General features: G+C 40.7%; 29 protein-coding genes and 1 pseudogene. 10 read left to right on the forward strand and 20 right to left on the reverse strand.

The window, feature by feature from the left end:
* Window positions 1–217: 217 nt before the first annotated feature.
* Entirely contained in the window at window positions 218–436 is a 219-nt protein-coding gene (locus AACW45_RS37470; protein WP_190630859.1) for a helix-turn-helix domain-containing protein, read from the reverse strand.
* A gap of 173 nt (window positions 437–609) precedes the next feature.
* Here AACW45_RS37470 and AACW45_RS37475 point away from each other — a divergent pair, with 173 nt between their 5' ends.
* Window positions 610–1,206, forward strand: coding sequence for a DUF2087 domain-containing protein (locus tag AACW45_RS37475; protein ID WP_190630861.1), 597 nt, complete (start codon window positions 610–612; stop codon window positions 1,204–1,206).
* An 84-nt stretch (window positions 1,207–1,290) separates the two neighbouring features.
* Here AACW45_RS37475 and AACW45_RS37480 read toward each other — a convergent pair whose 3' ends face one another.
* The 4 genes from AACW45_RS37480 to AACW45_RS37495 all read right to left on the reverse strand — a co-directional run bounded on the left by AACW45_RS37480 (window position 1,291) and on the right by AACW45_RS37495 (window position 4,217).
* Complete coding sequence (locus AACW45_RS37480; RefSeq protein ID WP_190630863.1) at window positions 1,291–2,085, reverse strand: Tab2/Atab2 family RNA-binding protein; 795 nt, start codon at window positions 2,083–2,085, stop codon at window positions 1,291–1,293.
* Window positions 2,086–2,415: 330 nt separating this feature from the next.
* Entirely contained in the window at window positions 2,416–3,660 is a 1,245-nt protein-coding gene (locus AACW45_RS37485; protein WP_190630866.1) for an NAD(P)/FAD-dependent oxidoreductase, read from the reverse strand.
* A 133-nt stretch (window positions 3,661–3,793) separates the two neighbouring features.
* Entirely contained in the window at window positions 3,794–3,958 is a 165-nt protein-coding gene (rd, locus tag AACW45_RS37490; RefSeq protein ID WP_190630869.1) for a rubredoxin, read from the reverse strand.
* Window positions 3,959–4,022: 64 nt separating this feature from the next.
* Window positions 4,023–4,217, reverse strand: coding sequence for a hypothetical protein (locus AACW45_RS37495; protein WP_096642985.1), 195 nt, complete (start codon window positions 4,215–4,217; stop codon window positions 4,023–4,025).
* A gap of 519 nt (window positions 4,218–4,736) precedes the next feature.
* Here AACW45_RS37495 and AACW45_RS37500 point away from each other — a divergent pair.
* Both AACW45_RS37500 and AACW45_RS37505 read left to right on the forward strand, forming a co-directional pair.
* The gene (locus AACW45_RS37500; RefSeq protein WP_190630872.1) at window positions 4,737–5,291 is read left to right on the forward strand and encodes an SRPBCC family protein; all 555 of its coding nucleotides are present in this window, start codon (window positions 4,737–4,739) and stop codon (window positions 5,289–5,291) included.
* A gap of 8 nt (window positions 5,292–5,299) precedes the next feature.
* Window positions 5,300–5,875: a DUF924 family protein gene (locus AACW45_RS37505; RefSeq protein ID WP_190630875.1), complete on the forward strand. Its 576-nt coding sequence runs from the start codon at window positions 5,300–5,302 to the stop codon at window positions 5,873–5,875.
* 154 nt (window positions 5,876–6,029) lie between these two features.
* On the opposite strand, the gene AACW45_RS37510 is transcribed toward AACW45_RS37505, so the two are convergent.
* The 3 genes and pseudogenes from AACW45_RS37510 to AACW45_RS37520 form a co-directional block, all read right to left on the reverse strand.
* Window positions 6,030–6,266: a Nif11-like leader peptide family natural product precursor gene (locus AACW45_RS37510; RefSeq protein WP_190542412.1), complete on the reverse strand. Its 237-nt coding sequence runs from the start codon at window positions 6,264–6,266 to the stop codon at window positions 6,030–6,032.
* 414 nt (window positions 6,267–6,680) lie between these two features.
* Window positions 6,681–6,872: pseudogene (locus AACW45_RS37515) on the reverse strand (protein kinase domain-containing protein); the annotation flags it as partial.
* Window positions 6,873–6,909: 37 nt separating this feature from the next.
* Complete coding sequence (locus AACW45_RS37520; protein ID WP_190630877.1) at window positions 6,910–8,124, reverse strand: RNA-guided endonuclease InsQ/TnpB family protein; 1,215 nt, start codon at window positions 8,122–8,124, stop codon at window positions 6,910–6,912.
* Between the two features lie 86 nt (window positions 8,125–8,210).
* Between AACW45_RS37520 and tnpA the strand changes: the two genes are divergently transcribed.
* Window positions 8,211–8,612: an IS200/IS605 family transposase gene (tnpA, locus tag AACW45_RS37525; protein WP_190630879.1), complete on the forward strand. Its 402-nt coding sequence runs from the start codon at window positions 8,211–8,213 to the stop codon at window positions 8,610–8,612.
* A gap of 81 nt (window positions 8,613–8,693) precedes the next feature.
* Here the strand turns inward: tnpA and AACW45_RS37530 are convergent, their stop codons facing one another.
* The 4 genes from AACW45_RS37530 to AACW45_RS37545 form a co-directional block, all read right to left on the reverse strand.
* A complete protein-coding gene (locus tag AACW45_RS37530) occupies window positions 8,694–9,074 on the reverse strand; it encodes a protein kinase domain-containing protein (protein ID WP_242045480.1) in 381 nt (126 codons plus the stop codon).
* 29 nt (window positions 9,075–9,103) lie between these two features.
* Window positions 9,104–9,748, reverse strand: a complete 645-nt coding sequence (locus AACW45_RS37535) for a hypothetical protein (RefSeq protein WP_190630882.1) — start codon at window positions 9,746–9,748, stop codon at window positions 9,104–9,106.
* 111 nt (window positions 9,749–9,859) lie between these two features.
* On the reverse strand, window positions 9,860–12,478 hold the full coding sequence (clpB, locus tag AACW45_RS37540) for an ATP-dependent chaperone ClpB (RefSeq protein WP_190630884.1): 2,619 nt from the start codon (window positions 12,476–12,478) through the stop codon (window positions 9,860–9,862).
* Window positions 12,479–12,589: 111 nt separating this feature from the next.
* Entirely contained in the window at window positions 12,590–12,775 is a 186-nt protein-coding gene (locus tag AACW45_RS37545) for a hypothetical protein (protein ID WP_190630887.1), read from the reverse strand.
* Between the two features lie 400 nt (window positions 12,776–13,175).
* Here AACW45_RS37545 and AACW45_RS37550 point away from each other — a divergent pair, with 400 nt between their 5' ends.
* Window positions 13,176–14,114 (forward strand): N-acetylmuramoyl-L-alanine amidase, encoded by a 939-nt coding sequence (locus tag AACW45_RS37550; protein WP_190630890.1) that lies wholly within the window; start codon window positions 13,176–13,178, stop codon window positions 14,112–14,114.
* A gap of 221 nt (window positions 14,115–14,335) precedes the next feature.
* The gene (locus AACW45_RS37555; protein WP_190630894.1) at window positions 14,336–15,415 is read left to right on the forward strand and encodes a peptidoglycan-binding domain-containing protein; all 1,080 of its coding nucleotides are present in this window, start codon (window positions 14,336–14,338) and stop codon (window positions 15,413–15,415) included.
* A gap of 260 nt (window positions 15,416–15,675) precedes the next feature.
* Here AACW45_RS37555 and AACW45_RS37560 read toward each other — a convergent pair whose 3' ends face one another.
* On the reverse strand, window positions 15,676–16,260 hold the full coding sequence (locus AACW45_RS37560) for a hypothetical protein (protein ID WP_190630896.1): 585 nt from the start codon (window positions 16,258–16,260) through the stop codon (window positions 15,676–15,678).
* 364 nt (window positions 16,261–16,624) lie between these two features.
* Between AACW45_RS37560 and AACW45_RS37565 the strand changes: the two genes are divergently transcribed.
* Both AACW45_RS37565 and AACW45_RS37570 read left to right on the forward strand, forming a co-directional pair.
* Entirely contained in the window at window positions 16,625–17,266 is a 642-nt protein-coding gene (locus AACW45_RS37565) for a hypothetical protein (RefSeq protein WP_190630898.1), read from the forward strand.
* A gap of 102 nt (window positions 17,267–17,368) precedes the next feature.
* Complete coding sequence (locus AACW45_RS37570; protein ID WP_190630900.1) at window positions 17,369–17,794, forward strand: hypothetical protein; 426 nt, start codon at window positions 17,369–17,371, stop codon at window positions 17,792–17,794.
* On the opposite strand, the gene AACW45_RS37575 is transcribed toward AACW45_RS37570, so the two are convergent.
* Entirely contained in the window at window positions 17,795–19,723 is a 1,929-nt protein-coding gene (locus AACW45_RS37575; RefSeq protein ID WP_190630902.1) for a S9 family peptidase, read from the reverse strand.
* A 183-nt stretch (window positions 19,724–19,906) separates the two neighbouring features.
* On the opposite strand from AACW45_RS37575, the gene AACW45_RS37580 reads away from it, so the two are divergent.
* Entirely contained in the window at window positions 19,907–20,110 is a 204-nt protein-coding gene (locus AACW45_RS37580) for a hypothetical protein (protein WP_190630905.1), read from the forward strand.
* A 121-nt stretch (window positions 20,111–20,231) separates the two neighbouring features.
* On the opposite strand, the gene AACW45_RS37585 is transcribed toward AACW45_RS37580, so the two are convergent.
* From AACW45_RS37585 to AACW45_RS37595, 3 genes are all read right to left on the reverse strand, one after another.
* Window positions 20,232–20,912: a hypothetical protein gene (locus tag AACW45_RS37585; RefSeq protein ID WP_096642581.1), complete on the reverse strand. Its 681-nt coding sequence runs from the start codon at window positions 20,910–20,912 to the stop codon at window positions 20,232–20,234.
* Window positions 20,893–21,348 (reverse strand): hypothetical protein, encoded by a 456-nt coding sequence (locus AACW45_RS37590; RefSeq protein ID WP_190630907.1) that lies wholly within the window; start codon window positions 21,346–21,348, stop codon window positions 20,893–20,895. The genes AACW45_RS37585 and AACW45_RS37590 overlap by 20 nt, the downstream gene beginning before the upstream one ends.
* 1,065 nt (window positions 21,349–22,413) lie before the next feature.
* Window positions 22,414–22,719, reverse strand: coding sequence for a threonine dehydratase (locus AACW45_RS37595; protein ID WP_190630909.1), 306 nt, complete (start codon window positions 22,717–22,719; stop codon window positions 22,414–22,416).
* Between the two features lie 177 nt (window positions 22,720–22,896).
* Between AACW45_RS37595 and AACW45_RS37600 the strand changes: the two genes are divergently transcribed.
* Window positions 22,897–23,376 carry a YidH family protein gene (locus AACW45_RS37600; protein WP_190630911.1) on the forward strand — a complete coding sequence of 160 codons (480 nt, stop codon included), beginning with the start codon at window positions 22,897–22,899 and terminating at the stop codon, window positions 23,374–23,376.
* A gap of 4 nt (window positions 23,377–23,380) precedes the next feature.
* Here the strand turns inward: AACW45_RS37600 and hpsU are convergent, their stop codons facing one another.
* The 3 genes from hpsU to AACW45_RS37615 are packed head-to-tail and all read right to left on the reverse strand — an operon-like array spanning window position 23,381 to window position 25,996.
* The gene (gene hpsU / locus AACW45_RS37605) at window positions 23,381–23,953 is read right to left on the reverse strand and encodes a hormogonium polysaccharide biosynthesis acetyltransferase HpsU (RefSeq protein ID WP_190630913.1); all 573 of its coding nucleotides are present in this window, start codon (window positions 23,951–23,953) and stop codon (window positions 23,381–23,383) included.
* Window positions 23,954–24,008: 55 nt separating this feature from the next.
* Window positions 24,009–24,938 (reverse strand): glycosyltransferase family 2 protein, encoded by a 930-nt coding sequence (locus AACW45_RS37610; RefSeq protein WP_190630916.1) that lies wholly within the window; start codon window positions 24,936–24,938, stop codon window positions 24,009–24,011.
* A gap of 59 nt (window positions 24,939–24,997) precedes the next feature.
* Window positions 24,998–25,996, reverse strand: coding sequence for a glycosyltransferase (locus AACW45_RS37615; RefSeq protein WP_190630918.1), 999 nt, complete (start codon window positions 25,994–25,996; stop codon window positions 24,998–25,000).
* Between the last annotated feature and the right edge of the window lie 130 nt (window positions 25,997–26,126).

The following is a 26,126-nucleotide window of genomic DNA, read 5'->3' on the forward strand; positions in this document are numbered from 1 at the left end:
TTAATATTACCAATATCAAATAAGCAAGTTGCTATAAATAAACCAAACTATATTACGAAACGTAAATAGACTTGAAACTCTTGCCAATGACTAATGACTAATGACAGCCCTTGCCAGCTATATTTAATTACAGCAACCTACTGATTAACAACAGCATTCCTATCCTGTAGAAATTAGGGATAAGAATGCGGTCAGGTTTTGTTAGAATGACATCTGCTTATAACAGAGGTCTAGTTCTAGCGCGATAATCCATTAAAGCGCCTTGACTAATAAAAGTGCGCCCATTTCTCCTGCTAGTAGGAATTTGTCCTTTTTGCAAAGCCATATACAGAGTACTTTGGTCTACACCTAAAAATCTCGCCGCTTGTACCAAGGAAGTACCCTGTTTGGTTTTACTTCCTCTGCATCTGCTTCTATTTGAGAATGGTCTGAACATAGCAAAATGTAAAGAACAACTTAAGAAATCTCAACTTTGGACAGAACGAGTCGCAGAATTAACAATAATTCACAATCAAGCCAAACAACCCCTCTGAATGCTCAGAGGGCAACAACATAGCTAATTCGATTTCTCTCTAATTAGATCGGAGTCGAATTTGATTATAACAAATTATGAGGAAAGAACAATTTCAGACTCTACTGCAATTTTTTAAAGCCTTAGCGGATGAGAGCCGATTAAAAATTGTAGGTATTTTAGCGAACCAGGAGTGCAGTGTTGAAGAGTTAGCGGTGCTATTACAACTTAAAGAACCGACAGTATCCCATCATTTATCAAAACTCAAGGAACTAAATTTGGTAACTATGCGCCCAGAGGGTAATAACCGCTTCTACCAATTAGATAGCGAAGCCTTGCAAAATATTAGCAAGGAAATTTTTACCCCAGAGAAAATAGCCTCCTTAATCGAGGATGTAGACACGGAAGCGTGGGAAAGCAAAGTCTTGAGTAACTACATAGAAACTAATACCAACAATCTAGAGGTAGTACAACGTCTCAAAGAAATTCCCGCTAGTCGTAAAAAGCGCTTAGTCGTTCTTAAGTGGCTAGCAAGTAAATTTGAACCGGGAGTTCAGTATCCAGAACTCACAGTGAATGAAACACTCAAACGCTATCATCCTGACTACGCTACTTTACGCAGGGAGTTAATTGGTTACAAGTTAATGCAGCGAGAAGATGGAGTTTATTGGCGAAATAACATAGAGCTAATTTAACCTTCGATACACAAAATTTTTACCTCACCCCCAACCCCTTTTTGGCGCAGAGACGGAAACTGGGTAGGTGAGGTTTCATCGAATTCAACGTTGTGATTGCAATAACCAAAAGCCACTGTAAGTCATACCGGAATCATCTGGTTGCACTAGCAAAAAGTGTAGTCCGCGACTGAGTTGTTGACGCTGTTGATAAAGTTTAGCAGCCGTAGCCACTTCTGAATCGGCAAAAGTGGCGACAATCCACCTATCGACTAAACCGGCTGCTAATACCAAGCCATCGGGTGCACCAGCCACATAATTTAACTCTACAGGACGAGCTTCGTGTAACCACCGGGCTAAACGCATCGATTGTCTTCCACCATAGATGACTACACCGGGAATTGGGGCGGTTGATGGTAAACCGAGATTGAGGGGTTTAAGATATTCTGGCAGATGGAGGATCGGAATCGGGCGATCGCTAAATGCTGTTTCTACATCCCCAGCCGTTAAAGTAGCAAATCGCCATTGTTCGCCCCAAAGATTCTCTGGTAAAGGTACAGGCGGTGGTTGATCGACAACTGTGGGATATTGTTTTTCTTGTAACCACTGCTTAAGTGCGAAAGTCCGGCGGGTAGGTTCAACTGTAATCCCTAAATTCCGTCCAGCCGCCTCAATTAAACTTAAAGATTGCGGGCGAAATACTTGAATTATATCTGGCATTTGTTCGCCTGCTGCTAGTTGAATTTGATTTGTTAACCAAGTTGAATTTGCTTGTTTTTGCGGACAGCTAGCTACATATTCTAAGCTGCGAGTTGCATCGCAAATTAACAACTCCCAGATATTTTCTTTGGTAGTATTTTGTTGGGGAATTCGGTAAAAATCAGCTTGCCAAATTTTCATTTTTAGAAACAACCAAATCAGACTTTTAGGGAATTATTAAATTTACAGCAGATTGCCCGTTAATCAGGTACAGATTATCGTTGATTGTAGGGGCACTGGCATTGCCATGCCCCAAAGTGCGTACCTCATTTACTTCTGCGTTTTCTGTGGTTCAAAAAAAGATTTTAACCGCAGAGGGCACAGAGTACACAGAGTAAAGAAATTCCTTCATTAATTAATTCAGTAATTGCACCCAACTATATTACGAAACGTAAAGATGCTGGAAACCCTTACCAATGACCAATGACCAATGACTAATGACAGCCCTTGCCAGTATTTTCATTTCGCGCCCTACTTACTCGATGTAATTCCCATAGCGCTACCAGCTAAATAGGCGGTAGTCCAAGCACTCTGGAAGTTAAATCCACCAGTCACACCATCAATATCTAAGACTTCGCCAGCAAAGTACAAACCAGGAACTAACTTACTTTCCATCGTTTTAAAGTTGACTTCTTTGAGATTGACACCGCCACAGGTAACAAACTCTTCTTTAAAAACGCCTTTACCTGTAATTGTGTATTCTCCTTGAGTTAGTTCTGCTACTAATTTATTGAGCATTTTATTAGGCAATTCTGCCCAACGATCCTCTGTGGTAATTCCCACACGGGTGAGAATGTATTGCCAGAGGCGATGAGGTAAGTCTACACCTCGATGTAACATAATCGGTCGCTTTCCCCATTCAGTCTTTACAGCGAGGATTTTTTGCCTGACTTCTTCTTGGGAGAATTCCGCTAACCAATTAATCAATAATTTAGTTTTGTAGTGATTTTGATGTAAAACTCGCGCACCCCAAGCGGAAAGTTTGAGAACAGCAGGGCCGCTTAAACCCCAATGGGTAATTAATAATGCTCCTGTTTGTTCTAGTGGTGGTTTACTATTAGTTAATAACCGTAACTTGACAGGGTTAACACTAATCCCTGCTAATCCCCGCAACTGAGAATCGGGAATATTAAAGGTAAACAAAGAGGGTACGGGTGGTTCAATTTTATGCCCTAAATCTTGGGCGATTTTATGACCTGCGATGCTGCTACCTGTGGCGAGTAAAATGCGATCGCACTTTAACACCTCTTTTGATTTCAGCACAATCTCAAACCCTGCTGTCTCGGTTTGGCGTTGGACTTTAACTACAGCTGTACCTATACGCAGTTCTACCCCAGATGCTTGTGCTGCATTCATTAAACAGTCAACTATCGTTTCCGAACTATCGGTGATGGGAAACATCCTGCCGTCAGCTTCGGTTTTTAGCTGGACTCCCTGAGCTGCAAACCAAGCTATAGTATCTTGAGCTTGAAAACGAGTAAAAGCGCCTAATAGTGCTTTTCCACCTCTAGGGTAGTTTTGCACTAATCTTTGAGCTTCAAAACAAGCGTGAGTCACATTACAGCGTCCACCGCCAGAAATCCGTACTTTCGCTAGTGGTTGGCGGCTAGCTTCAATTAAAGTAACCTGAGCATGAGGATTAACTTGGGCACAAGCGATCGCACCAAAAAATCCCGCAGCCCCACCCCCAATCACAACAATCTTCAATGGCAACAACTTAACAATTATCTCAATAGCACCTACTTTAATAGGCTAACTTGAAAATGGGCATGGGGCATGGGGCATGGGGCATTGGACATGGGAAGAGAGATTTTTTTGTGTGGTTGTGGAATTTACTGGTTACCGTCTACTATTCGTCGTATGGTTCAAAGTCCTGTTTTGATGCTCCGCAAACTGGACATACCCAGTCTTCGGGGATATCTTCAAAGGCTGTTCCTGGTTCTATTCCGCTATCTGGATCGCCGTTTTCTGGATCGTATACATAGCCGCATATAGTACATATATACTTTTCCATTGTACTTCCCTTAAAAGAGTTGGTGATTGGCTTGAGTAGTTATTGCTTTCTCAGTTCGCGAATGTTAAAAACGCCACCAGGTTTTTTGCACATAACCGAGAATGCCAACAGCGATCGCGCCTAGTAATAATAACCAAATAATGCCACCGGGAATAAAAGTAATCAGACCGAAACCTCTCAGTAACCATACGGCTATGCCTATGCCTAAGAGAATACCGAAAAGTTGGGTTAATCGCCGATTTAAAGAAGACTGACTCACTTATTTTACCTCTAATCTCAGTAATTAACGAATCTAACTTGCATAGTTGATGATGTTTGTGCCATTCTAGCTTGGAGAAATTCAGTTTTTTACAGAAATTTCTCATTAATAGGAAAGTTTTTCTGCTACTTGTAAGCGTTGCAATCTAGATACTATCAGTAGTTAGTAGCTAGTTCTACACAATCAAAGTACTAATATGCTACTGACGACAAAGGATAGGAGACACACAAGGGTATAAAGGAAAAAAATAAGATAAATGCCTATTGCCTATTTCCTATTGACAGCTGACAATAACACAGTTAACGAGTAAAATTAGTCAAAGTTTTTACTTTAAAGTTCTTTCATAATAAGCACAAAATTTTAAAGATTTTCATCAAATATTTACGGAAAAATTACCACTTCCGGAAATTTAATTTGATTAAGTGGAACTAAAATTTAAGGGGCTAGACTCGATGCAATGAAATGCTTCGTAGTTTAAACCTTTTTTAGGTGGTGATTTTAGGAGTAATAGCAATCAATATGTCTGCGTCTCATATCTCAGACTCAATTAATAAAGGTAAGGATATGCCTTGGAGTCAACAAGAGCAACAATTGCTCATGCAGGGTGAAATTTTAGTGAAAACAGAATCGCACACAGCTTGGGGTGGTGCGGTGACAGCTTGGATGTATGTACCGCTAGTGCGATCGCAAGTTTGGCAGCAATTGACAGACTATCCGCGTTGGGTACATTATTTTCCCGATATTACCAAAAGCGAGGTTGTGTCTAAAGGTGAGGTGAAGCGTCTGTATCAAGCAGCGCAAAAAGCCTTTTTCTTTTTCACAGCTCAAGTAGAAATTTACTTAAATGTTGTGGAAGTATTGGGACAGCAAATTCAATTCCGCATGGAAAAAGGGACTTTTGAGGACTTTAAAGCCAATTTAGAACTGCAAGATTGCGGTAATGGTACTTTGATTGCTTATGATGTGCGAGCTACCCCAAATTTGATGATACCCTCTATTTTGATTCAACAAGCAATGAACTTTGAGTTACCCGCAAATATGCGTAAAATGCGACAAGTTCTTTGCAAGGGTTAATCACAGTAATGTCACAGGTAAAAGCGATTTTGGAATTCTGGTTTGGTCATCCCGATGAGCCAGGTTACGGTAAACTCAGAGATTTTTGGTTTAAAGCAACACCAGATTTCGATTGGGAATTGACAAGTCGCTTTCTTGAAGCTTACCAACAGGCAGCAGCAGGATTATTAGACGATTGGGTAAATTCTCCCGAAAGTTGTCTGGCGTTGATTCTGCTGCTAGATCAATTTCCGCGAAATATGTTTCGCGGCACGCCTCAAGCCTTTAGCACTGATTGGGAAGCGCTTTCAGTCGCACAGCAAGCTGTCGCTAAAGGCTACGATCGCGAATTCCTCCCCGTACAACGCTGGTTTATCTATTTACCCTTTGAACATAGCGAAAATCTGGAGGATCAACGACGCTGTATCAAGCTATTTCAGCAAATCAGTCACGATCGAGAAAGTGCGATCGCTATTAAGTCTGCTTTTAAACATCTAGAAATAATTGAGCGTTTTGGGCGCTTCCCTCATCGCAATCTCATTCTCGGACGCCCTTCCACTCCAGAGGAAATAGAATTTTTACAGCAGCCTGATTCGTCATTTTAGCTGCATCGCCATGCCACATTAATGATGATGAATCATTCTTTCTGTCTGGGATGACTCGAAATCATCACGATTAATGTGGCAAACTAACCAAAAATTATAGCGATATAAATTATAAAATCATCTCTAAGTCAGATATCTCTGCAAAATTGGCAGATTAAGCCAGATTTAGAGAATTGTCTGCACTACTGGACTCGGTTTCAAACCAGATTTGATCGAGTTCATTTTCATTGAAGCTATAGCCATGAGTAGCCGCAAATTTGACAATTTTTGTTTTATCCCAATGGTAACTGCCAAAAAATCCTTGATTACAGCATTTTTTCGCATATTGGTCATAAATTGCTGGCTCTGATGTTAAAAGGTCATAAAAAGCTTTCACTTGTTCTAGGGACATAAAACTTTAGCTCCTGCGATTGTCATTTTTACATCTAATAAAACATACATTGGCACTGAAATTAATTCCGGTTGCTATAAACCAGCATTCAGGAATGTTCGGAAACTTCTGAATTAGGAGATGACAGAGGAGTTGGATTTTGATTAACATCTCTTTGATTCAGTATATTTACTATTAAAATGTGATTTATGATATTTTTGGCTACTGATTCGCGTAATAAATATTGATAATTTTGCCTAATTTTGTAAAGTTAGATGACAAAAATCCAAATAATCGCTAATTATTTGCAACTAATCCACGATTTAGCGTTGTTTGCAGCATCAAGAAATTTGTTACATCGAATTTATGCGGATTCAACTATAATATCCAAGGGTACCTACGACTTTTTTTGAAAATACGTCGCCAGACTGTGTCCTGTTCGCTAGGCATATAGCCAGGAGTGCCAATACTCACAGTCATTCGAGTTTCTCCTTGAGCATTGACTACCTGGGTGCCGATTTGTTTCACCGCCCCAAAGTCAATCAGGACGATTTTACCGTCACCTTGGCGACGAATTAAGTTAGGTGGTTTGATATCGCGGTGAATGACGTTATTTTGATGGACAAAAGTTGACACTCCCCCGACTGACTAAGTATCGCTTCGCTCACTTAGTCGTAAAGTCGGGGGATTCTTCATTCACCGTTAGAATTTGCTCTAGCAGGTTTACACCAACTAGCGTAGTGATTCCAACTCCTGAAGAGTTACTTCGGGTATGCCCTACCCTAGCTTTTGCAAGATTTAAAATATTTTTGGCAGCATTAACATCTCTCTGTAAACTACAGCCACATTCACATTTATGGCTACGAGTTGAGAGAGATTTTTTAACAATTGTTCCGCAATCTGAACATTTTTGAGATGTCATTTTAGGATTGACAGCAACAACTGTACTGTTAAATTTAGCTGCAAAATACTCTAACCAACGACGGAACAGTGACCAAGATGCATCATTAATACTCTTGGCTAAACAATGATTTTTTACCATGCCTTTAACGTTTAAATCTTCATAGGCTACTAAAGCGTTAGCTTTGCATACGTTACGCGCTAATACAAGAGCGTGTTCTTTCCGTTGCCTACTTACTTTTAAATGCTTCCGTGCATATCTGTCTCGCGCTTTCCGACGTTGATTTTTACCTTTTTCCTTTTTGTAAATTTGGCGTTGAGCGTGTTTAATTGCCTTTTCAGCTTTCCTTAAAAATCTTGGGTTTTCCTCATGATTGCCGTTTGAGTCTGAGTAGAAAAACTCTAAACCCACATCTAAGCCGATTTCACCATTGCCGATTCTACCCACAGATTCAACATCTACATCTATGCAAAATTGGCAGTAATAACCATCAGCTTTTTGAACCAACCTAACACGCTTAATTTGCTTAACAGGGTACGTCTGTATATCCCATTTACCAAGTAATTTAACTTCACCTATACCCTTTTTATCAGTAAATGTTATGCGTCTTTTAACTCGGTTTAATGACCATCCAGAGGTTTTATATTCAACCGAACGGTTATCTTTTTGAAACCTGGGATATCCTTTTTTACCTGCTACTTTCTTCTTGCAATTCTGGTAGAACCTATCAATGGCTAGCCATGCTCTTTCTGTAGCAGATTGACAAGCCATTGAATTTAATTCCTCAACAAATTTAAACTCTTTACGTAATGCGGTTGAGTAATTATTTAAAGCAATTTTGTTAACCTTAGCTTCTTTTGGCGCATCCATCCAATAGCGTATAGCTTTATTTCTAATGAATTGAGTTGTACGGATAGCTTCATTAATTGCATTGTATTGATGCTTTTTGCCTTTGATTTTGTACTCTAAGACCAGCATTACTTAATCACCTCCTTAGTTAATTTCTTGACTGTACATATAGTAGCGAGTTAATATTTAAATGTCAATGGCTCAGAGCAAACAACATGACAAAATCTTTAGAACATAGACACAGCAATCATTCTGTGGGCAACGCAGTTGTACACCTAGTATGGATACCTAAGCGTAGACGCAAGGTATTAGTAGGAGACGTAGCCAAACGATTAAGACAGATATTTTTTGATTTAGCTAAAGAGAAAGATTGGGATATTTTAGCCTTAGAGGTCGCACCAGACCATGTGCATTTATTTGTTGAATATCAACCAATTTACGCTATTAATCAAATAGTTAAATTCTTTAAAGGTAGGTCATCTTATCTGCTTAGAAGCGAGTTTCCAGATTTAAAAAAGATGCCTAGTATGTGGACAAATAGCTATTTTTATTCAACTGCCGGAAATGTTAGCGCAGCAGTAATCAAGAAATATATTGAAGACCCACACCACAAATAGAGAATGTCACTTAGAATAAATTCTAAGTTGGCGCTACATCCCCGGTCTAAAGACACGGGGTTTTGCGCCTATCGGAAATTGCTATAAAGGTTGGAGGATATTTTGTAAAAGCGCGATCGCATACGCTTCACTTAACTGTTTTCCTGGTGTGAGTTCTTTACTTAAAGGATGTCCCGCAATAAATTGCTGTACAAGATAGAATTCCTGATTTTCTTCAAAATGCGCTAGTAATTGGGGTATTTGGTCGTGGGTGCCTAACTTGTGTAGCAGTTGCGCTTCTGAGTCGAATAATCTTCTAGCTACTTGTAAAGTCATTGGGTCAGTGGCTAATGGCTTGAGTAGTTTGACGACGCATTGAGTATTGTAGAGTTTGATGTCTTCGGCGATGTAGGTTTGACCAAAGCCACCTGCACCTAATTCCTGGATAATTCTGTAACGTCCGTCTAATAACTGACCCAACATAAACGCCCACACCCAATAACTTCTGTATTTTAACCTTCTACGGACGCAGATGAATGTCGAGTATTTAACAATGCAGCCAGCAAAATTCTCAGCACAATTTCCAATTCTTCAGTGATGCGGTAAAGGTTAATCGCTTGTTCAATGGTTTGTGTCTGTCGGTATAAAATTCCAAATTGCCAAATATTACCTGTTGTCACTGCTCCTAAAATTTCTGTTTGAGTCGAATCAGTCCATTTATCGAGAGCAATCATTTCCGTCGCCAGTTGAGTAAATCCCTTATTAATATCTGCTTGCTTGGCTTCAATGACAATTAAATTATTCTGAGAACGCAGATAATAATCTAAATTACCTTGCAGTTTACTATCAACTTTAATACTGTATTCGATTCTTAACTTGGCGCGGGAATAGTGAATCAAATCAGTAATTATCGGTGCAATGAGGATTTCCCGTCTTGTAGCTTCGTTCTCCAAATCTACATAAGGTAAGACTTCTTCTATCCTCTGCTTAAGTTCATTAATTCGGTCTAACCTACCGGAATATTGCGGTAAATCCAAAAATTTCCGCTCGCATGAATAGCCAAATTCAGCGACTAAATCATCAACTGCAAATCCTAATTCAAAGTAATTGCGAAAACTATAAGCGCGATTTGGATCTAGCAACGGCTGACGGCTCATGTAATCTCATCCCAAGAAGTATCCTGTTCATGCAAACAACGCAAAGACGCTCTTGAGTTTGCGCCTACCCTGCGGGAAGCCGCTCCGCGTCTTTGCGTGAGACTATCCCAATTAACTACTAAAAATCTCCACCGGTAAGCGGCTGAAAGATAGGCGTTCATTTTGCACATCTACAAAGATAGAATCACCATCGTGGAATTCGCCACGCAAGATAGCTTTGGCTATTTGAGTTTCTAATTCCCGTTGAATTGCTCGTTTTAATGGCCGCGCACCGAACACTGGATCATATCCGACTTCGGCTAAAAAGTCAAGAGCAGCATCCGAGAGTCGCAGGGACATTTTGCGATCGCTCAATCTTTGGCGCAATCTATCGGCTTGTAGCATGACAATCTGCCGGAGTTCGCGTTTTTGCAAGCTGTGGAAGATAATAAACTCGTCAATTCGGTTGAGGAATTCTGGGCGGAAGCTATTACGCATCGCTTCTAATACCCGATGGCGCATTTCGTCATAGCGCATGTCATCCCCAGCGACATCGAGAATATATTGAGAACCGATGTTACTGGTCATGATAATAATCGCATTCTTGAAGTCTACCGTATGACCTTGAGCATCGGTGACGCGACCATCATCGAGAATTTGCAGGAAGACGTTAAATACGTCGGGATGTGCTTTCTCAATTTCGTCAAAGAGAATCACAGCATAGGGACGACGACGAATAGCTTCGGTGAGTTGTCCGCCTTCTTCGTAACCTACATATCCGGGAGGCGCACCAATTAAGCGAGAAACTGTGTGCTTCTCCATATACTCAGACATATCAATGCGTACCAAAGCTTCTTCGGTGTCGAACATATATGCTGCTAAAGCTTTGGCTAACTCAGTTTTACCCACACCTGTAGGGCCGAGGAAGATAAAACTAGCAATAGGACGATTAGGATCGGCTAACCCAGCGCGCGATCGCTGAATTGCATCGGCTACAGCTGTCACGGCTTCATTTTGTCCAATTACTCGGTGGTGCAGTTCATCTTCTAAATGCAGCAGTTTTTCTTTTTCCGATTCCACCAATTTACTGATGGGAATTCCTGTCCATTTAGAAATAATTTCCGCAATATCAGCTTCGGTAACTTCTTCCCGCAGCAGGGATTTACCCGTACCTTGGGCGTTGGCTAGTTCACTTTCGGCAATTTCAAGTTTGCGATGTAAATCGGTTAAATTGCCGTATTTTAATTCAGCAGCGCGGTTGAGGTCGTAGTCGCGTTCTGCTTGCTGAATCTCTAAGTTAACCCGTTCAATCTCTTTTTTAATGGACTGGATTTTGTTGATAATATCTTTTTCAGACTGCCATTGGGCGCTGAGGGTTCTTTGTTCTTCTTTCAGGTCAGCAATTTCTTTTTCTAGTCTTTCCAACCGTTCGCGAGAAGCTAAATCGCTTTCTTTTTGCAAAGATAGCTTTTCCATTTCCAGTTGCAGAATCTTGCGGTCGATTTCGTCGAGTTCTTCTGGCTTAGAAGTAATTTCCATTTTCAACCTAGCGGCGGCTTCGTCTACTAAGTCAATGGCTTTATCTGGTAAAAAGCGATCGCTAATATAACGACTCGATAATGTAGATGCAGCAACTAAAGCACTATCGGATATCTTCACCCCGTGGTGGTTTTCATAACGTTCTCGCAACCCCCGCAAAATAGATATGGTATCTTCGACACTGGGCTGATCCACATAAACTTGCTGGAAGCGTCTTTCTAAAGCGGCGTCTTTCTCAATATATTTGCGATATTCATCTAAAGTTGTCGCTCCAATACAGCGCAACTCGCCTCTAGCTAGCATGGGTTTTAATAAATTCCCCGCATCCATTGCGCCTTGAGTTGCACCAGCACCAACTACAGTATGAATTTCATCAATAAATAGAACTATATTGCCGCCAGATTCGGTAACTTCTTTTAATACTGCTTTCAGGCGTTCTTCAAATTCACCCCGGAATTTCGCCCCAGCAATCAAAGCACCCATATCTAAAGCGATTAATTTGCGGTCTTTGAGAGATTGAGGAACATCACCAGCGACGATACGCTGGGCGAGTCCTTCCGCGATCGCAGTTTTACCAACACCTGGTTCGCCAATCAACACGGGGTTATTCTTGGTACGGCGCGAAAGAATTTGAATTGTGCGGCGAATTTCATCATCGCGCCCAATCACCGGATCGAGTTGACCTTTACGTGCTGCTTCTGTGAGATCGCGCCCGTATTTTTCCAGGGATTGGTATTTACCTTCTGGATTTTGGTCGGTCACTGTCTGGCTCCCCCGAATTTGTTTAATAATATTTTTTAGCTTGCTTTCATCTAAACCAAATTCTTGCAATAAACCTTTGCCAAAGCGGTCATCCTTGGCATAAGCCAGCAATAAATGCTCAATAGAAATATATTCGTCCTTAAATTCTTTGCGATAAGCGTCCGCCCGATCTAATAAAGTATCCAAGCTGCGTCCTAAGTAAACAGAAGTGCTGCTACCGGATACCTTGGGCTGACGCTGAATAAATTGTTCGGCGCGATCGCGGATTTTTTGCAAATTCACACCCGCTTTGGTTAAAATCCCGCTTGCTAGACCTTCTTGTTCCAGCAGCGCCTTCATCAGGTGTTCGCTTTCAATCTGTTGTTGCTGATATTGTTTCACAATATCCGGGGTATGGGCGATCGCTTCCCAGGCTTTTTCTGTAAATTGGTTTGGATTAGTGGGTTGCATAGGCTTGTGGAGGAACCACCAAAGACACAGGACTATCAAGATAACTCACACTGACTCAACGGTGAATCCGTTCTCGCCAAGTGTTCGTGACTAAGAAAATCAAATTAATTCTTATAAAATCATTGTAAGAAGAGCATGGTAAATGACTGGATCGGTCTTCACGGCTTTCTCAGTAGTATTACCTCCCTTCACTAGGTTTGGTGACGGTTGACGGTTGACGGTTGACGGTTGACTGCGGTCACTGAGCTTGTCGAAGTGTTGACGGTTGACGGTTGACGGTTGTACGGGCGGGTTCACAAATATCCTCACTGATCAACGATAATTCTCAATAAACCCGCCCCTACTGACTTTTGACGGGGAAGAAATTCGATCGACATACTTGTGTATTTTGTTACATTTTATTTACGCGATCAATTTATTTGCCAGATGTGTTAAGCGAACAAAAGTTTTGTTAAAATCCGGGAATTTATTTTCTTTATGTTGTAGTAAAAAAATATTTTGTGCAGTTTGAGCGATGATTATTTATCTTATGACTTTTGTCAGAGTAACTTTCAGCATACTTATGGTATGCATTTTTTCTAGTCATGTTAGCTTTTAATATGGAAAATTTATTTTTCTTTCTGTAAAAGTATAAAAGAGAGTAATCAAAAGGTGTTAAGAATTTAAACTAATATGAAAATAAGCGGAGGAGATAAAAATGAAATTTGGCATTGATATTGGACATAATTGCCCCCCGGATACTGGAGCAAGAGGCATTAGATTTGAAGATAATTTAACCTTAGATGTGGGCAATAGAGTTATATCTAAGTTACAGGCATTAGGACATCAAGTCATACCATGTAGACCACAGAGAGCTAGCAGAGTCGGTGAATCACTTGCTAGAAGATGTGATATAGCAAATGCCAATAAAGTTGATGTGTTCGTCTCAATTCATTTTAATGCTTTTAATGGGCAAGCCAACGGTACAGAAGTATTTGCAGGGAGCGAAACTAGTCGCAGAATTGCGAAACCAGTATTAGATGAAATTGTCAAATTAGGCTATTTTAATCGAGGAGTAAAGAGTGGTTCCCATCTATACGTCTTGAGACATACAAATATGCCTGCAATTTTAGTAGAGGGTTGCTTTATCGATTCGCAGAAAGATATGAATATTTATAATTCAGAAGATCTAGCGAATGCAATTGTTAAAGGCTTGACTGGTAAATTACCAACTACATCTGTAAACCCCGTACCCGATGAAGAACTGAATGTAGATGTCACAGTTTTGCGGCTACAAAAAGCCTTGAACCAACTAAAAATTACCGATAGAAATGGTAAACCTTTAGTAGAAGATGGGGTAGCAGGAAGTGCTACAAGTTCTGCTGTTACCAAATTTCAAAAAATCATTGATATCGCCGAAACAGGAACTGCTAACAAAGCTACCTGGGATGCCATAAATTTAATTTTGGCACGCAGAATTATTCGCCCAAATCATGCTGGCGGCCCGGTAATTCGCTACATCCAATATCGTTTAGGTGTTGAAGTTGATGGTATTTACGGGCCGCAAACAGAAGCGGTAGTTAAAAACTTTCAAAAGCAAAATGGCTTAGTTGCTGATGGAATTATCGGCCCTGCTTCTTGGCAAAAATTACTTTAAATATTGTGGTGCGATTCAAGCTAATTGATGAAGGCTGTCATTAGTCATTAGTCATTTTTCATTTGGCGAATGCATCAAAATTTAGGCAATCATTATTGAGTAATTCATAGACGGCTTGCAAAAGTACCTGAAGTAACAGATCAAATTCAGCAAAATGCTGACTCTCTGACTAAAAATCAAGCTTTTGCAAGAAGTCTATAATTTTTAAGAGGGAGAAAATTATGGCTTTTAATGTCAGTATTCTCAAATTACCACTCATCAGACTTGGCTCAAAAGGAGATATTGTCCAAGCTTGGCAAAGCTTTTTAAAGAATGCTCAATTTCCGATTGATGTGGTTGATGGTGACTTTGGTAAACAAACCGATCAAGCAACTCGTAGCTATCAGCAAAGAAATAACTTAACTGCTGATGGTATAGTCGGAAATATGACTTATTCTGTAGCCCTAAATCAGGGTTTTATTTTGCAGATTCCTAATCTCTCAGCTAGCACATTACTAAGTTACCTTGGTTTTGGGGAAGCAGAAGTTAAAGATTTACAAGCATCCATTAATAAAACTGGACAATTAAATCCACCTTTAACAGCAGATGGAGATTTTGGTAATAGTAGTAATAAAGGTTTAGCCGAAGCATATAAAAAAAGAGATGTACGTTGGCGTAGTGAAATAGAAGAGGCTTTAAGCAATAATACCAAACAAAAACTCGGACAAGATTTAACACCAGCCTTAGATATTTTAAATGGGTTTGCGAAAAATCAAAGATTTCGTTTGAGTGGCGCACATTGGGTTAATAACTTCCCCACCAGTCGATTAATTGCTGATTTAGCATCACCATTTCGTCAAAGAGTCGAAGCATTTCAAAAAGCACTAATTGATGCAGGATGTCAAGTAATTGTTACTGCTACCCATCGTCCGAAAGAACGCGCTTATTTAATGCATTATGCAGCGCGAATCAATAGACAAGAAATTTCAGCTAAATTTGTCCCCAGTATGGCAGGAGTTAATATTGAATGGGAGCATTATACTAATGCAGGCTCAATACAAGCTGCTAAAGAGATGGTAAATGCTTATGGAATTGGTGGTAATCCTGTTTCTTTAAATTCGCGCCATACTCAAAGACAGGCAATAGATTGGAATGTTACCTGGAATGGCACAATTAGCATTAGAGATGGTAATGGGCGATTGGTAACTGTAGGTAACCCAAATAATGCAGCTCTCAATCGTAATTTATGGACTGTTGGTAGCACCTATGGGGTGTATAAGTTGAGTAACGATCCTCCCCATTGGTCTGTGGATGGTTATTAAATCAGAAAAGAAGCAGAGGGAGCAGAGGGAGCAGAGGGAGCAGAGGGAGCAGAGGAGAAAGAATTGAATTATTTCTTTGCTCTCAAAATTGGATAGTTTGAGGAGAATCATTTGGATATCTCCTCTACAATAATCATGAATATGGGTTATACCAATTCACTAAAATCATGAAAAAGATCCAAATCCAGAAACCTTAGCAAAATATAGATTTCTTAATTTTGAATTTTGAATTTTGAATTTTGAATTGGTATTAACTGTAACTAGCCGCGATTGCGTTCTAGGAGCAGCATCATCATTAAACTTAACAAAACTTGCTCTTGTTCGCGATCGCTTAATTGATCGACTTGTTTAATTGTAAATCTTCTAGAGAGAAACGAGGGGATTTTCTCTAAGCGCATCACCACAGTACCATCAGCGCGGCTAACTAGATAAACTGGGTTAAAGACATAACCAGTGAACAATCCCACAACTGGTATCTCTGCAAATAAAGCATCAGCAACTTTTACCCAAGGGTTTTTTTCTTGGATAGTGAGATTGCTAGTTTCACCATCAAATATGTCATATCGGGCGCGCCAGAGCGATCGCAATCCTCGCCGTTTGACAGCACCAATTTCTCTACCTTCGCTGTCGCTAAAGTTATAACGTGCCGAAAAATCGATAATTCGGTCAGTTTTGATGTAATAAAGCGGGCGTGTTTGTTCTGTATCAGCAAAAATCGTAATTGCTTCCTTTAGCTTAAACAACTTCTGCTTGACATAGAAAACCAAATTACCTTGACTGTCAGCAATCGATATTTGTGGCGCTAACGCCCAAAATTTGAAAGTCAATTCTAATGGGTACTGCATAGTTTGGTAAAAACCTCAAGACGATGCACTTATTTATCCCAATTTTTGGTCAATAGTCATTATTCATTGGGCATTGGGCATTGGGCAATTCAATTTTGGATTTTGGATTTGCGATAGCGCAGCGTAAAGCCTCCGGCATAGCTTCGCTTAGAGCGAGTCCGCGAGCGTCTTTTGGATTGGGTTTGAATCTAAAATCTAAAATCTAAAATCTAAAATTCCTTGTCCTCCTTGTCCTCCTTGTCTCCCTTCCCCAGGATTTACAAAAAAATTTCCCCAAGGGGTGCATAAACTTTTCTCGGTCAACCTATGAGTAAGTGAAGGGATGAAAGCCCAAGACAAACACTGAAACTCAAGGACAATGATTATGAAATTCCGTAACCTAACCGGCTCTTTACTTACCGCTACTGCAATTTTAACTGCTACAGTACCAGCTTTTGCGGGGCCATTTGATGTCCAGCCGGTGGGTATCTTTAAACCTGGCGCAGCTGTTGGTAATGGTACTCCTAACACTTCTACACCTAGCACTCCCAGCAATCCCGTAGGTAACAGTGAAATTCAAGGTTTGGGGGATCATCAATCTTGGGTTGACCCAAAAACTCTCGCTAATGATCCTCGTGCATTATGTAGCGATGTGGGTTTAGGTAGCAATACCCGCAACAGTTCCGCTAAAATTGCGATCGCAACTTCTACTAGCACTCGTTCTAGTTCTTCTCAAAGCCACAATGATGGCGGTGGCGGTGGTGTCAGCTTCTTAGGTATTGGCGTTAGCGGTAGCGGTGCTAGCCAAGGTAGCAGAAATAACAGCGATTCTAAAGATACTCGTAATAACCGCAATGAAGAAAATAGCAGCAGTTCCTCTACAGTAGTTCAAGGTAAAAATTGCGATGCTTTCGTTAACTCTGCGGCTGCTAGAGATATGAACTACCAAGATAACCTTACCCGTCGTTATGAAATTAAAACTGGTCGCAGAGGCGCGCAAGTTAATCAATTGCTAGAAGATAAATAAGTTATTACTAATTAACACTAGTATTTGATTTGAAATTTTAACTGAATTCCACGCCGGGGTTAGCGCCCTGGCAATTACTGTTTTTAATTAACAGGAGATACCATGAATAGCCCACCTAAAGCCAGAATTATTAGCTTGAGTACAATTCTCTTGCTATCAATAACTTCTTTAGCCAGCGCCGAAACTCCGAGAAATCGCGACTCTTCAGTACTACCTTATCTTTTAGATAACCCTAATGACAGTTCTTTAGTAAGAGTGCGTTGTCTTCCTAGTAATAGAGTAGAGAGAACTCGACGCATCATGAGAGATAGCCTTTTACGCCCAAACCAGAGCGATAATCAGACTTTGAGAATTGATATTGAAGGAAATTGTCAGAATTTGAGAATTCGCGTCCATGATGACAATCAATTTTCGGATTTTCCTGACTATAATCCCGATTTAGAAGATTCCTGGCTGACTCGTAAAGGTTCTGGATGGTATTGGTTTCTCCGCCATCCGCAAAATCAACCGCAGCAGGAGAGACAATAATCAAAAGTTTTCAATTCGTAAAGGTTCAACAGTATCAGCCAATTCAAAGCCAAAAATCTGCGAGTAAAAGTAAAGTTCCCCTTCTAAAGAACGCTTGATATTCTCTGCTTGTCGGAACCCATGCTGCTCCCCTGGAAAGGGAAGGTAAGCCACGGGAACGCCTTTAACTCGCAATGCTGTTACCATTGCTTCTGTTTGGTTAGGTGGTACTACTTGGTCTTCCAATCCTTGAAAGAAAATTACTGGCGAGGCTAGACGTTCGGTAAAATTAATTGGCGATCGCTCTTGATAAATCTGTTGTTGTTCGGGATACTTACCAATTAAGCGGTCTAAATATCTCGATTCAAATTTATGGGTATCTCGCGCTAAAGCTTCTAAATCACTCACACCGTAGTGACTTGCACCTGCTTTAAAGGTATCGCGGAAAGTTAAAGCACACAGCGTTGTATAACCACCCGCACTCCCACCAGAAATTGCTAGGCGATTACCGTCTACTACTCCTTTTTCTACCAAATAACGCGCCCCATCAACGCAATCATCAACATCGACAATTCCCCATTGTCCATCTAATCTTTGGCGGTATTCTCTGCCATAACCAGTACTACCACCATAATTGACATCTAAAACTGCAATACCGCGACTTGTCCAGTATTGAATGCGAAAATTCAAACTACTCCCAGCCGCAGCTGTCGGCCCCCCGTGGCTTTTGACAATTAGCGGCGGTTTCTCCCCATCTGGGGCTGTGTAATCTTGATTTTGCGGGGGATAAAATAAGGCGTAGGCTGTCTTACCATCGCTTGTAGGGTAGGCAATAGCTTGGGGTAAGGAAAGATAACCAGCCGCAATTTGCACATCACTAGCACGGCGTAGCACTTCCAGCTTTTGACTCGCCAAATCTAACTGCACAATTGATGTTTGCTCAGTTGGCGAACCACCGAGCAGAAATACCTTACCAGGCGCAGTATGTAGTGAAGAAATATCTGTGTATGGATTTGGCAGTGGTTCTAGTTGCTTAGTTTTGGTATCGAGACTTGCTAAATGCCAAATACCTTCTTGAGTATAAGTGCAAATAATGCGATCGCTTGACTCAAAATCATAGGTGCGCATCCCTAACACCCACAGAGGTTTACCAAACTCTGCTGTCATCTCGGTTAACGCTTCCACAGTCTGATTTTGCCAGCGATAAAGATTCCACCAGCCTGTGCAGTCAGAAATAAAATATAATGTACCGTCTGGTGACCACTGAGGTTGAAATATAGACTCTTCTATACCCCCGGCAATTTTTTCGGCTTTGCCTAAAAATCCATCTGCTTGAACTTCTGCTACCCACAATTCCGTACCATCCCAGGGCATATTTGGATGATTCCAACTTAGCCAAGCCAAGCGCGAACCATCAGGACTCAGGCGCGGTGCGGCGTAAAAATCCTTACCTGCGACTAGTTGCTGCGGCGTACTATCTGCTGTCAACCCAATACTTACCACAGTATTGACAGCTTCTTGTCCAGCAACGCTATGATCCTCGCACACACAAATGATTCTCTGGCGTTGATGGTCAAATATAGCGTCTGCATAGCGTTTTGCTACTTCTGGTGTGATGGCTTGCGGTGCGCTATCAGCAGATTGACAATAAAGGCGCTGGTCGGCAAAGTTAACAAAGTACACTGTGCCATTAACTACCAAAAAAGAAGCACCGCCATATTCATGGACACGGGTACGGACGTTATAGCCAGCCGGGGTTACGTCGCTAATCGCACCATTTTTTAACCGAACAATTACGTTCCTTCCTTTTTCCGATGGTCGTAATTCGCTCCAGTATATATCCTCGCCATCGAGCCAAATTTGTCCTAAACCGATGGTTTGGGAAGTAATTAAATTTGTGGTAATCGGCGATCGCCAAGCTCCATAAGCTGCTATCTCTGGTGTAGTCATGCTTTAGCTGTCTCTTTGTCTAAAAAACATTACCACACCAAACACCACAAAAAACCTTTCCTGAGACACAATCTTCCCCGTGCATCAGCTTATTATTCTGTCACACGGAGAAAATAGCTAAGAACAAAGCAAATTGTAAGGATGGATACGATTTCTTAGTAAAAGTCAAGGTAAATTTGGTCAGTGCAATGGAGTGTCAAGGGTGCATTTACCAAAACTAAACATCCACAATTGTCAGAACAGTTAACTTCCGCACCTAAAACGACCACTCTGCATCTTAATTACGAATTAGTAATTATTTTGTCATCATATCGGGGTTCTCAGAAAGAATTAGGTAGATGTCCTGAAGAGAATGACGATAAATACCCCGATTGCAGCAATTTTTAATCTGAAAATTTAAAACGCGATCGTAAATACTGGTAATTTAACTAAAGAATGCACCCCGAAATAGAAAAATCAATGATACACCTGATGATTTTCTAATTCGTGAAGGAGCCAAATTGTTAATTTAAGCTTGTTCCAACACCCCTGGAGGTATGGGTACTAGTTGAGGACTTGCCAAGCTGATTCCCTGTCTGTACCATATACCATCCACCTCAAAAGCCTCAAACTGCGTGGTAAGAATTGCCCAAGCTCTCTCATTCAATCCCGCAGAATAAGTCCAAGTAAATTGCCTATCATTGTGTAATCTGCGTTCTAGTTCGGCTAAATCCTCAGGTAGCCAAAACTGAGTCATGATCCTTTGAGTGGCAATTTCTGGTGGTGTCTGTAGCATTTCTGCCATTGGCTGGTTAACAATTATTTGCTTGCGAGTATCTTGTCTAACGATGCTCACCGGACGCTCATTTTCCGCAGCCGCAACCATACGGTACAACAATTGTGATGGTACGCGCAATTGGCTGCAAAATACTGCACCCTCATTTTGCAGAATTCCTTCGGCTGTTTCCGACGCTGTAGGCGGTTGTTCGCTAGCCATCCACCCAAAAAATTCAATTGGTTGCTTACAGCCTCGCCACTGAATTTTTACTTTGCCATTAAGTTTACATGCGGTTTCGCTAAAAGCCTCACCGTAACTGCGAGCTATATAAGTGGCATCACGCTTAGTTGGGGCAAAAATAGAGACCCCATCGTAAGACATTTTAAAGTTCCACCCTGGTAAGTTGAGGATTCTAAGAATACTCACACTCATCTTCTTTGACACCTCCAGAATTTCTATATACTTTTACACCCGGATAATCTTGATACACGGAAATTTTAAAAGTTTCTTGCCAAATTTTTTGTCTGTCTTCCTCAGAAATATCTAAAGCCGATGTAATAATTGCAAAGTCTCCTGGTGTTGGTAGCACTTCACCTTTGGCTAAGGCTGGCAAATTTTTTAACCCACAGCACTTAAGTTTTGCTATGTTAGCCCTTACTACATCGGCAATTGTCAGTGGAGCAGCTTTTCCAGATTTGAGAAAATGAGAACCTGTCTTTTTGGCTACCCACTCTTGCGCCATTTCTTCCATCGCGTCGCTTTGGGAAATGCCTAAGCGGGCACAAATGCTTTTAAATTCCAGGGCTAAATCCAGGGGGATGTAGCCACTGATTTGCTTGTAGTCATCAGAGCGTCTTCTATCAGTCATATGCTGAAATCCTCAAATATCATGCTTGTCTTATTTTCTCTCATGAAGTCTGAAATGCAAGACATTTTTTTATGTCATTTTTAAATGACAGCTTGACAAAAAAAAATGACAAGCTTAGTATGGGAAATGGAGCAGTAAACGGCTGAAGACAAAGACACGGTAGATTACGCCAGAAGCTAGCTGCTTTTTTTGTAGTTAGCTTCTCCCCTTTATTCAGAACTTTGAAAGTTTTTTAACCCTCTCTTATTCAGTATATCTGCTTGTAAAAATTTTGCAACACCTTGCCCTGATTCCCTCAGATATTAAGCAATGATTAATATTCTGTATTGATTTTTCTAGAATCAGACAGGGAAAACTTAGCCCAAAATAGCAGCTTCCGCCATTGTCCGCATCAACATGATACAACAGGCAAGGGTTGTCATTAGTCATTGGTCATTGGTAAGGGTTTCAAGTGTATTTACCTTTGGTAACATACACTTTAATCACTCTCGGTAGATAAAAATCCATAAAAGTATGGGGTATCACAAAGAACATTGATTTTAAGTAAGTCAGTGTAATATAAGCAAACTATAGGAATCCGGTTTGAATTTTGAATAAAATTAGGTACTTGTAGTGGCGCGACAAGGCTAAAATAGTGCATTAATAAAACTCTTGTGGGATGGGCGTCTCGCCCGTCCTGGGCGGACAAGATGTCCACCCCACAAGAAAATTATATTGCAACATTTTAGTCTAGACACGCCAGTAGGGTGCGTTATGACTTCAGGCTAACGCACCAAACCCCTGAAAAACGGTGCGTTACGCTTCGCGGTAACACAACGCCAGTTGCTATAACGGAGGGAACCTCCGCAACGCACTGGCTCCCCTACGTGTTTTTCAGAAATCAAATATGATTCCTATATGTGAAGTAAAGTAAATAAGGCTCAAACTCTTTTTCCCCCTACCCTAGCCCAACAATAATTATTTACATCGACCTACTTAATTAATAGGTGCAGAGGTGTTTATTCTGGGAATTAACTTGAGAAAATCACCAAACTGATACCATATTTGGCGCGGTTAATCTGCGCCTTAATTTTTTTTAATATCGCGAGCCATGTTGAGGTAATAGTCCATTTTGGCATTAGCGCGGCGCTTGCTGGCAGGGGTTGGAGTTGGGGTATCTTGTTTAGGTTCAGTTAACTGTGGAGTTTCGCTTCGCTTAATGGTTTGTGCTTGATCTGATTCTAAAAAATAACCAGATTCACTAAATCCAAACAGTCTGGCAAAAAAACCAAAGAAGCTTTGAAAAAAATTACCTACACTGCGGAAAATCACAGAAAAAACACCTTCTAGCCGCAGGTAGAAGTTCCGCATAATTTGAGTTAGACGAAACATAGGATCACCCTAATCGATTGCTGATGATTATTTTCGCTTACTAGACTGCTTTAAAGTCTCTGTCAGGAGATATGTTTTTGAGAATTTTCTTTTGATTATGTACCCTTGTGGAGATGAATTTTCCTGTTTTAGCAATTATGTATATTCAGTCGGGGATGCTGGAATAGGAAGAAACGCATGGATAAAATGCCGAAAATAGACCGTCAACGGGAGCATCAAGCAAATGAGCGTACTTTTTTGGCTTGGCTGCGGACTTCGATTGCTTTGATTGGCTTTGGTTTTGCGATCGCCAGATTTGGTCTATTTTTACATCAGCTTAATGCAGCTATATCACAAAAAGAGCCACAAGTCAATCCTGTATTTAATTCGCAGAATTTAGGAATTTTTTTAGTGATTATTGGCATTTTGACCATTGCCTTAGCCGCTTGGCAATACAATCAGGTATTCTGGCAAATTGAACGCGGTAATTATCAACCAAATCGCTTGTCAGTGTGGATAATTACAGGATTAGTGATGATTTTAGGCTTTCTCAGCATTCCTTTACTGCTGCTGCGCAATTCAGTATCACCTCGCCCATCTTCTGTAATCATTCAACCCCAATCGCGGAATTTGCAGCATTATCTTGTTTCTCGCAAGAAAATAGGGGCTAGGCAGTAGGGGACTAATTAGACGATTCTGGTAATCTGGGATAATGAGGACGACAGGGACTACCCATACAAACTTGTCCCGATGGCATTGGACTGAAAACACTACTACGAGCGCCAATCACAGCATTTGCACCAATTTCTACCCCTGGTGCAACAAAACAATCTGCTGCTACCCAGACGCCATTACTGATGGTAATACTAGCTGTTTTTAACCCAAATGCCGGGTCATGAATGTCATGGCTACCAGTACAAAGATAAGATTTATGGGAAATTACGCAGTGTTGACCGATATAAATATAATCCAGGCTATATAAAACTACATCATCACCAATCCAGCTATAGTCGCCGATAGAAACCTTCCAAGGATAGGTGAAACGTGCTGTAGGGCGGATAAATACGCCTTTACCAATCTTTGCCCCAAACAGCCGCAGCAATGCACAACGGAGGTTATTCAACGGTTGGGGAGTCAGAGGAAATGCGATCGCTTGTACAAACCACCATAGCAAAATATACCAACCGGGACGACCGCGATCGAACCATGATTGGTCATACTTGCGTAAATCTACAAAGGGTTTTTCATTTGTCATTTGTCAGAGACGCGATGAATCGCGTCTGTACAATTGTCTTCCTTGTCCCTAGCCCCTAGCCCCTAGCCCCTAGCCCTAAAGATGATGGTAATGGCGGAGATTTTTCGGTATTTAACGTACCGCCACAGTTGCGTAATTCGTAGAGTTTTACGCCTATTTGATATTCATATTGACTTAATAGTCGTCCATAAATATAGCCAGCTTTGCCATCTAAAAAACCAAGCTGAATAATATAGAATAAGATGAATCTTAGTAATGGTTTAAATGGTAAATGTACCCATATTTTTTTTAAAAAGCGTTTGCGTTGTACAGCATCTCCAAATAAATTTGCACCAATAGTTCCACCTTCATCTCTATTAGTTAGCAGATTGTAATATACACGCGCTTCCCAATTAGAATAACGGTTATGTCTTTCTAACCAGTGATAAAGGTCGCGGAAATCTTCATGCAACATATCGTTTTTGAGATAACCGACTTTTCCATCTAATACTACATGTTCGTGAACTTCATTATCGCCAGTGTTGGGAATATCTTCTGTATGGAGATTTTCGTAGCGACCTTGTTTATGCTTAAATAAACGCAGATTCCAATCGGGATATTTACCACCGTGACGAATCCATTTACCTAAGAAAAATACCCGACGATTAATATAATAACCTGTATATTCATCATGATTAATTACTTGGGCAATCTCTTGCCATAATTCTGGCGTAATTCTTTCGTCGCAATCAACAATTAATACCCATTCATTGCGAAATGGTAGATTATCTAAAGACCAATTTTTCTTTTTTGGCCAGCTACCATTAAATTTGAATTGCACAATTTTAGCACCGAAACTCTCTGCAATAGCGATGCTATTATCCTGACTTTGAGAATCTACTAAGAAAATTTCATCAGCCATCTGCAGGCTAGTTAGACAGGCTGGTAAATTTGCTTCTTCGTTTTTGGCGGGAATTAATACAGAAACAGGTATTTTAAATGGCATATAAAATTTTATATAGGCTACTCTTTATTGAGAGTAAGTAGTTTAAATTCAAGAATTAATTAAATATCAGTAATCTTCCTTCTTGCTTCTGCCTCCTGCCTCGTCACTGAGCTTGTCGAAGTGCTGCGTTCTTCAATGAATTTAGCAAAAATTCCCTGAATTGCAGCATTTAAATAACCAATTTGACCGTAAGCATAAACAAGTTTGTCAAAGCGTTCTGCTGGATCGAGGAAATGTTGCAATGCTTTATATAAACCCCTAATAAATCGTTCGCCGCCCCGTTGCAATTGGCTGATACCTGCTTTACCAGTAAGCTGTTCGCGATAACATTCACTAATACCTTGCCACCAACCCCGGTTTAAAAACCAGGAACGATTTAAGCGTTCTGGTGCAACATTATGAGCTACTAGCGCCTCTGGTAGATAAGCAACTTGCCATCCTTTTTGCAGGGCGTATTCGGTCATTTGTAGTTCTTCATTTGATAATAAGTTTTTCCCTACTCTGCCAAGATGGGTATCGAAACCACCAATTTCTATCAAGAAGGAACGACGAATACAATAGTTTAGTCCTCTAGGTGTTAAACCTGGTTGATGAATATAAATGATGTTCTCACCCAAATCGTATGCGCCCAAGTTAGCAGCTAATCCAGGAGATAGCCATTTTGGTTGAGAAACGTTTTGCGGCCAGATAAGGGTTACTTTACCACCCGCGATCGCTAATTTGGGATTATTTTGGTAGGCATGATATAAAACTTGCAACCAGCGATCGCTCGCCACTGCATCATCATCTAGATAGGCGAGAATTTCACTACTAGCGACTTTTGCGCCGGTATTGCGAGCTACAGATAACCCTAAAATTGGTTCAAAGATATATTTAAGACGGGGATTGCTGGCTCTTTTGGCGACAACTTCACAAGTGTGATCGCTCGATCCATTGTCTACTACCACAACTTCAAACTCAGCCGGAAAATCCTGCGCCAATAGACTATCAATCGCTGCACCTAAATAGGTGTCTCGATTGTGAGTGCAAATAATGGCAGAGATTTGAGTATCTGGCATAGGTAGCGGTGGTTGTGATTTTTATTGCCCTTAACTTGTCAATTATCAGCGACGCAATTAATTACGTCTGTACAGTCGTTTTGCAGAAAGTTGAATAACTCTGTCTTGTTAAGGACAGATGAAAACGCCT

The organism is Calothrix sp. FACHB-168, from assembly GCF_963889195.1.
GTDB classification, from domain to species: Bacteria; Cyanobacteriota; Cyanobacteriia; order Cyanobacteriales; family Nostocaceae; genus Aulosira; species Aulosira anomala_A.